Source organism: Bradyrhizobium sp., from assembly GCF_027307225.1.
GTDB lineage: Bacteria > Pseudomonadota > Alphaproteobacteria > Rhizobiales > Xanthobacteraceae > Bradyrhizobium.
Map to the genome: position 1 here is coordinate 1 of NZ_DAHUXJ010000054.1, position 7,498 is coordinate 7,498.

A 7,498-nucleotide genomic window follows, 5' to 3' on the forward strand; every position below is an offset into this window, starting at 1 on the left:
CGCCGATGTTCACAAATCATCCAATTTGTGATTCGATTCGAAGCTCCACAGCAGCGAACTGCGTGTCCAGTAGCGGAAAAGGCGATTTTCGAGAATCGTGAGTCAGATCAGTCGGTTGCTCGATTCGGCAACGCAAACTTCAGTTTAGAAGATCACTTACCCAGGACTCTTTCAGCCGCGTCAGCACCCCCACCCGACCATCGCTTCGCGATGGCCACCCTCCCCACGCTTTCGCGGGGGAGGGAAAAGAAGCGTCCGCGGAAAGTCTCCCTCACCCGCAACGCATCTACCGATGCGTCGCGACCTCTCCCACAAGGGGAGAGGTGAAGAAAGATAGCGCCGGCCCGCTTACTTCTTCTGCGATTTCACATGGCCGATATAGCCGCGCACGTCGGCGGCCGGTTCCTGGTACGCCTTGCCCAACGATTTTTCCATGTCGGCAATGTAGGTCTTCGCCCAGGCGGGCAACGGATAGTCCACCACCGCCAGGAATTCGAGGGTGGCTGCAAGCCTCATGTCGGCGATCGAGGGCGTGGCGCCGCCGATGAAGGGCTTTCCGTCCATGTAGAATTTGTGGAACACATCGAGCGGCTCCGCGAGCGCGGCGATGGCGGATTTCTGCGCGGCTTCCTTCGCCGCCGCATCAGCGTCGCTGGCGCCGACTTCACCCGGATAAAGCGGAAAGCCGAGCGCCGGATAGGTGCTGCGCGCCACCAAAGGATAGAGCGTACCAATAATGTAGAACATCGCGCTGTCGATCGTGGCGCGCTGCTCGGCCGACTTCGGATAGAACTTGGTGATGTCATGCTTGTTGGAAAGATACTGCATGATGGCGCAGCTTTCCCAGATGGCGCCCTTCGGCAAATCCTTCAGCTCCAGCATCGGCGTCAGGTGCGCGGGATTCTTCGCCAGGAATTCCGGCGAACGCGTTTTGCCCCAGACGTCGTCTTCGGTGAATTCCAGGTTGGCCGCGCGCACGAACACACGCGCCGCCATGTTGTTCACGCTCGGCTTCAGCACATTCAGTTTCATGGCTTCCCCTCTCTCTGGCGTCCCGATTATCGGGCTTTCTTAATAAGGATTCTTCGGCGATCGATCCTCGGACAAGGACGCGTTACGCCGCCTCACCAGCGCCTCGATCGCGTCAGCGAGATGGATCTCCGCAATGTTGCCATCGTCGCGAGAGACGCGAATCCTGTGGGCTTCCATCAGCACGTCCGCATGCGTGAAGCCGTGCGGGGGTTCAAAGCGGTAGCAGGCGAGTTCGATCAGGAGACCCAATGGATCGGTGAAATAGATCGAATCCATGAAGCCCCTGTCCTTGACGCCGCTATGGGAGATCTTGCGTTCGTCGAGGCGCCTGACCGCCTGCGCGAAGGTGGCGTGCGAGACGGCAAAGGCGATGTGATGCACGCAGCCCGGCTCGGTCGGCGTTCGGCGCGGATTTGGCTTGCGGCTCTCGTCGGTGAAAACGGTGATGAGCCTGCCGTCGCCGGGATCGAAATAGAGATGGCTCTCGGACGCCTTGTCGAGATTGGACTGCTCGAACACGAAGGGCATGCCGAGCACACCCTCCCAGAAATCGATCGACGTTTGCCGGTTGGCGCCGGTGAGCGTGATGTGATGTACGCCCTGGCTCTGGAGCTTTTGCATGGTGTCCACGCTGAACTCTGGTCGCGAGAGAACCTACACCGTTGCGATCTTCGGCCAAGCTAAATGTTGGCCGATATGCAAGATCAGGCAGCCGAAATTCGTTCGAATACCGAACGGACAGGCCATGCGCGACGTCGACCACGTCCTGTCTGCTCTGCTACAAGGCAGACGTCGAAGCGATCACATTCGCCGCGCCAGAACATAGCCAGCCAGAAACGCGATGATAAGAGACCGCAGCGGCGCCGCGCGGGTCAATTCAACCAGAACGCTGCCGGGCCGGCGATCCACCTTTATGTGCCTCGCGATGCTCTCGCTGGTTCTTTGAACATCCTGTGTTGCATCGCGCACGGCTTCCGCAGCCTCGTCGAATTTCACCGGCGGATTTCTTTCATCGTGGGCCATCTCAACGACACTCACGCGCCTTGCGCTTTCGGCCACGGTTTGCTCCTTCAGCGTGGATGGACCCTTAACCACTGTGGGAATTTTTCGTTCCTGCCGTCGAGGTGGCGCTGCACTCCGGCGTCAGCGATCGAGGGACGTGCCGCGTACACAGCGCGGCACGAGGCGCGAGGCGTTGAAAGCGGCCGGCACTTCCCGAACCGAAGTGTTTGTTGGCGCCGGTGTGGACGCCGCGGGCAACACGATATCGGCAGGCTTCGGGTCCCAAATTTGGGTTCAAAAGACTTGGACCTTTTCGCTCCATCGACTCTTAAATTTCGCTCGAAACCATAAAAACGCATTCGATACACTTGTAGGCTATGAGCGAAGATTCGTTTCCTGAACATTCGGAAAGAACTGAAGATTTTAGACCGTCGAGGCACCCGGGCGCACTGGCGGGAACCCCGTCCCTATGTTTTTATGGGTGGGTACGACACCGATCGGGCGGTGATTGCGTGACGGGTGGACGCGTAGAGCGACGCTTGGCGGCGATACTGGCGGCGGACGTCGTCGGTTACAGCCGCCTCATGGGAGCCGATGAGGTCGGCACCCTAAAGGCATTGATGGCGCACCGCGGCGAAACTGTCGATCCGGCTTTCGCAGAGCACGGTGGCCGTATCGTCAAGACTACTGGCGATGGAATGCTGGTGGAATTCGCAAGCGTGGTTGACGCGGTCACCTGCGCCGTCGCTATGCAGTCGAGGATGAACGAACGGAAAAAGGCCGCCGAACCCAAGATCACCTTTCGCGTCGGCATCAATATCGGCGACATCATCATTGAGGGCGACGACATTTTTGGCGATGGCGTAAACATCGCAGCTCGCGTCGAGAGCGAATGCGAACCGGGCGGAGTCTATCTTTCCGGCAGCGCCTTTGATCAAGTCCGGGGCAAGACCGACTTCACGTTTGATGAGCTCGGTGAAAAATTGCTCAAGAATATTGATCGACCGGTGCGACTCTATGCCGTGAGTCATCCTGGGCTTGCACCCGGAAAGGCGCTGAACAAAGTCGCCACCTTGCCACTGCCAGACAAGCCTTCCATCGCTGTTCTTCCGTTCCAGAACATGAGCGGTGATCCGGAACAGGAATATTTTGCGGACGGCGTTGTTGACGACATGATAACCGCGCTCTCGCGATTCAAGTCGCTGTTTGTGATCGCGCGCAATTCGAGCTTTACATACAAGGGCAAGGCGGTCGATATCAAGCAGGTGGGCCGTGAACTTGGGGTGCGCTATGTGCTCGAAGGCAGTGTCCGAAGATCGATTTCACGCGTGCGGATCACCGGCCAGTTGATCGAGGCAAGTACCGGCGCTCACATATGGGCTGACCGGTTCGAGGGTGGATTGGTGGACATCTTCGACCTTCAGGATCAGATCACGGAGAGCGTTGTTGGCGCAATCGCCCCGGCGATGGAGAAGGCCGAAATTGAACGTGCGAAACACAAGTCTACCGACAATCTCGACGCCCACGATCTTTATTTGCGCGGCTTAGCCAGGTATTACCAGTGCATCATCTTGCCCAATCGACGAGCCAGCGAGGAGGCGCTGCGCCTCTTCGCAAGCGCCACCGACATCGATCCAGATTTCGCTGCGGCCTATGGATGTGCGGCTTCGTGTTACACGATTGCAAAAGCCAGCGGCTGGACCTTAGGCAACGAGGAGATCGTGGAGGTGAAGCGGCTCAGTCAGGCAGCAATCGCATGCGGCCAAGACGATGCGCTGGCCTTGGCCTTCAGCGCGATGGCATTGGCGTATGTCGGTTGCGACCTGCGATCAAGCTCCAGCCTGATCGATCGCGCGCTTGCAATTAATTCCAATTTGGCGGCTGCGTGGCACTACGGCGGGTGGATAAAGAACTGGTTGGGCGATCCAGAAGCAGGACTTGAGCGCTTCGAACGAGCAATGCGCCTGAGTCCGCTCGATCAACAGATTGCTCCAATGAAGGCGGGAGCTGCGCATTGCCTTTTTTATCAAGGTCGTTATGACGAAGCTGCATCGCTGGCTGCGCTGGTCCTGCAGGACGCTCCCAATGCTCAACCCCCACTACGGATCAAAGCTGCGAGCAGCGCGATGGCTGGGCAAACCGAGGAGGCCCGAGAAGCCGTTAATCTTTTGGAGCAGCTCTATCCCACGCTGCGCGTCTCAAACTTGAAAGAAGTGCTAGGCCCCTATCGCCGCGAAGACGTGGCGCTGTATGAAGAAGCAATGAGGCGTGCCGGGCTGCCCGAATGAGTGACATCACGACCTCTTTTTTGGTGTGCGCAACTGCAAGTGGTGAGAATAGTTGCCGTCTTCACCATTTCTTCATCTCGGCGAAAGTTCGAGTAGCCGCCGCTTGGAATTCGCCGACAAATTCGATGAACCCCAGATCAATTAGGGTTGAGCATTGATTCGGCCCTGCTTCGCTTCTGTCGCAAGCGAGCTTCGCACATACCCGCCCTGCGCCATTTGCCCGTCGTGTCAGTCTGTCGCGGGCTTTTCGCTTGTGCCGTCGGGCAAATCATTTCTAGAAGCCTCGCCGTCTCGCGCCCGCATGAGGGGCGTATCGCGATCGTCACGGACGTTGGGCGCGGGATGCGATGGACGCTTCGGGCAGCGAAAGACGAACGCGGCCTGAGGCGTGCGGCGAAATCGCGTGGTCCTGATCCCCCGACGCTGGGATCAAGTTGGCGATGATGCTCGCGCATCACGCCGGCGACGGTGACTACAAGCCCGGTACACCGGGGAGAACGCGTATAAGCCGAAAACCATCGTACAGGGAATGCCGGATGTTTCGGCGTACCTGTGGTGTGCTTACTCGTGTGCTTTTTTCATTGCGCACGAGGCCGCGGGTGCGTTCGCGCACCGGCATTCCCTGTGCCCTCTGATTTCAGAGGGACGCGACTTTCATCACCCGGACGCGAAAACGTGCCGCGGGAATGCATGGGGCTGTCTTTCTCGATGTCATCGCCCGGCTCGGACCGGGCGATCCAGTATCCCAGAGACGTTCGTGTTCAACCGAGGTGCCTCTGGAATACTGGATGCCCCGCATGCGCGGGGCATGACGATCTATCGCTGTTTGACATGTGAATCCGAATCGCGTCGCGACGCCTGCGCGAATCACCCTGTCAAGAATTGACGCGCGTCATTCGCAGTGCATGCTCGCTTGCATGTTGCGTAGTGCGCAAATCAGATTCGCCCGAATGAGCAGCGGGCATCGTTGCCTGATCCGGGACCTCGGGCTGGTCAAGGGCGGCAAGGGACTCCGGCACCACGAAGTGGTCCTTGAGCTGTCGCTGCGCGGGTTGTTCCGGTTTGCCGCGTCACGGCTCGGCCGTGGCGAGAGAGGGCAGGAAACGGCTCATCAGGGCGACGCAAGCGAAGCGCTGCCCTATCGCGATGGCGCATTCGAGACTTGAAGAAGTGAAGGTGGCCTGCCGCCCGAAGCCCGAAAGGCGCGAAGGATGGCGGAGAGGGGGGGATTCGAACCCCCGATAGGCTTGCACCTATGCCGCATTTCGAGTGCGGTACAATCAACCACTCTGCCACCTCTCCAGGCGCAAATCAGGGCGAAGTCGCGCGCCCTGAGGTTGGGGCAGAGTTCTAAGCGAGGAAGCGAGGCCAGACAAGGCGGCCCACACCCTAAATTTTTCGGTGACTGGACCAGGCTGGCGACATCAGCGGAACGCGTTTGCGCGGAAATGAAGGGTGGGACCGCCAGACGCGGAAAACACCGGCGGTCCCGTGTCGTCTCATTGAAATTGCAGGCCTGGAAGTGCGGCTTCGCGGGCCAGCCTGAGCGACGGCCGCGACCCTAGCGAACCCTCATGCGCCGGCAACGCGAACCCGTTTTTAACCTAACCGCTCAAGGTTACCGCTGAATGCGCGAGATGCTCGAACCGCCTTTAGTCCTTCTTTTTCTCTTTCTTCTCGTCGCCGTCCTTCTTGTCGTCCTTCTTTCCATTCTTCTTGTCGTCCTTGCGGCGGTTGGTGAAACGGGCATTGCCGAGGCCGGTGCCGATGGTCAGGACGCCCCAGTGCTCGACATCCTGCATGAACGGAACTTCCGACAGGCCCTGCGCGACGCCGTCATTGTGCATGACGATCGCCGTGTCGTGATCGCCGATCTTCGGGATCGCCTCGACCAGGCTCGCAGGCAGATTGAATTTGCTGCTCTCCCAGTTGCCCGGCAGATTCTGCGCGCCCTTTTCGATCGAACCGTCCTCGTCGATGACGCCCGGACAGGAGATTCCAATGAAGGGCGCGAGCTTCAGCCCTTTGCCGTCGGCCTCCTCGATCAGGCCTTTGAGGATTTTCACCATGCGCTTGACGGCGCCTTCGCGGGTCGGCTCGTCGTCGGCATGTCGCCACAGCTCCGAATGCCATATCGAGGCCTTCGACAAATCCTTCGCCTTCTTCCAGCGGGTTTCGACCACGCCGCAGCGGATGTTGGTGCCGCCGATATCGATCGCGAGAATGCCGTCATGGCCTTCGAAAATCCACGACGGCGCCAGATGCAGGCAGCCAATGAGACCCGCGTCATCGGGATCGAAGCCGATCGGGGTCAGGTCGACCTTGAAGCCTTCCGCTTTAAGCAGGATGTCGGTGCGCGCAATGGCGAGTTCGCCGACCCGGCTCTGGCGAAAGCCGCCGCCGACCACGATGCGTTCGGTATCGGCCCAGGCCTTCAGCTTCAGGATCCGCGAGGTCACAAAGCTAAGCTCGCGCGCGAACTCCTCGATGGCGCCATGGACCAGCGCGGCCGCGCCGATGTCCTCGCCCAACAGGGCTTGGTCGAGCTCGCTCTTGCTGAGCTTCTCGGCGGATTTTTCGCCAAGCGGATCTTCGCCGTTCTTCTTCAGCGGCTTGCGCAGATCGTCGAGAATCTTGCGGAAGGCGCCCTTGCAGGCGCGGTCCCCCAGAAAGCCGTCGTCGTCCTTCAATTCGACATTGAAGCTGTCCACGTCCACCGATGGCAGGCGGGCGGCGCCGTGCCGGGCAATTCCGGTCGTCACAACATCGTCGGCCATTTCACCCCTGCCAGCATTTGAAAGCGGGGAACAACCATCGGGAACCCGGTTGGTTTCAGGGGAGGTGAATGGCGAATAGAGGGTGGGGAACAGGACGTCTCTCAATTCGCTGGTTGCCAGCAGCCATTCGCCTTTTTTGCTCCAAAATCCCTCAAAAAGGGGCATTTTCGAGCCCATTTGCCTTGACTTGCGGCCTCGGGCGGCTATAAGACCGGCACCCGGCGCGGGAGGCTTCTCGCGCTGTTTGTTTTTGCGCGGATTGCTTTTTAGGGCCCTGAGCCCGGTCGCGCGGAAATTGAACCCATAACGACTGTAGAAAAAGCCGACCCGGGCATGGCTCGAGGCCGGGATCGAACACGAAGGAATAAAACGATGTTCGCAGTCATCAAAACCGGCGGC

6 protein-coding genes and 1 tRNA gene are annotated in these 7,498 nt (G+C 59.3%); 2 read left to right on the forward strand and 5 right to left on the reverse strand.

Annotated features, from left to right (window positions below; genetic code table 11):
* Nucleotides 1–348: 348 nt before the first annotated feature.
* The 3 genes from M6D32_RS09470 to M6D32_RS09480 all read right to left on the reverse strand — a co-directional run bounded on the left by M6D32_RS09470 (nt 349) and on the right by M6D32_RS09480 (nt 2,091).
* Entirely contained in the window at nt 349–1,032 is a 684-nt protein-coding gene (locus M6D32_RS09470; protein WP_298255638.1) for a glutathione S-transferase family protein, read from the reverse strand.
* Between the two features lie 39 nt (nt 1,033–1,071).
* Nucleotides 1,072–1,653 (reverse strand): VOC family protein, encoded by a 582-nt coding sequence (locus tag M6D32_RS09475; RefSeq protein WP_298255640.1) that lies wholly within the window; start codon nt 1,651–1,653, stop codon nt 1,072–1,074.
* Nucleotides 1,654–1,833: 180 nt separating this feature from the next.
* Nucleotides 1,834–2,091 carry a hypothetical protein gene (locus tag M6D32_RS09480; protein WP_298255642.1) on the reverse strand — a complete coding sequence of 86 codons (258 nt, stop codon included), beginning with the start codon at nt 2,089–2,091 and terminating at the stop codon, nt 1,834–1,836.
* A 482-nt stretch (nt 2,092–2,573) separates the two neighbouring features.
* On the opposite strand from M6D32_RS09480, the gene M6D32_RS09485 reads away from it, so the two are divergent.
* Complete coding sequence (locus M6D32_RS09485; protein WP_298255643.1) at nt 2,574–4,322, forward strand: adenylate/guanylate cyclase domain-containing protein; 1,749 nt, start codon at nt 2,574–2,576, stop codon at nt 4,320–4,322.
* 950 nt (nt 4,323–5,272) lie between these two features.
* Entirely contained in the window at nt 5,273–5,488 is a 216-nt protein-coding gene (locus M6D32_RS09490) for a hypothetical protein (RefSeq protein WP_298255644.1), read from the forward strand.
* A 46-nt stretch (nt 5,489–5,534) separates the two neighbouring features.
* On the opposite strand, the gene M6D32_RS09495 is transcribed toward M6D32_RS09490, so the two are convergent.
* Together M6D32_RS09495 and M6D32_RS09500 are read right to left on the reverse strand one after the other, a co-directional pair.
* A tRNA-Ser gene (locus tag M6D32_RS09495) sits at nt 5,535–5,624 on the reverse strand.
* Between the two features lie 350 nt (nt 5,625–5,974).
* The gene (locus tag M6D32_RS09500) at nt 5,975–7,099 is read right to left on the reverse strand and encodes an ROK family protein (protein ID WP_298255645.1); all 1,125 of its coding nucleotides are present in this window, start codon (nt 7,097–7,099) and stop codon (nt 5,975–5,977) included.
* Nucleotides 7,100–7,498: the final 399 nt, after the last annotated feature.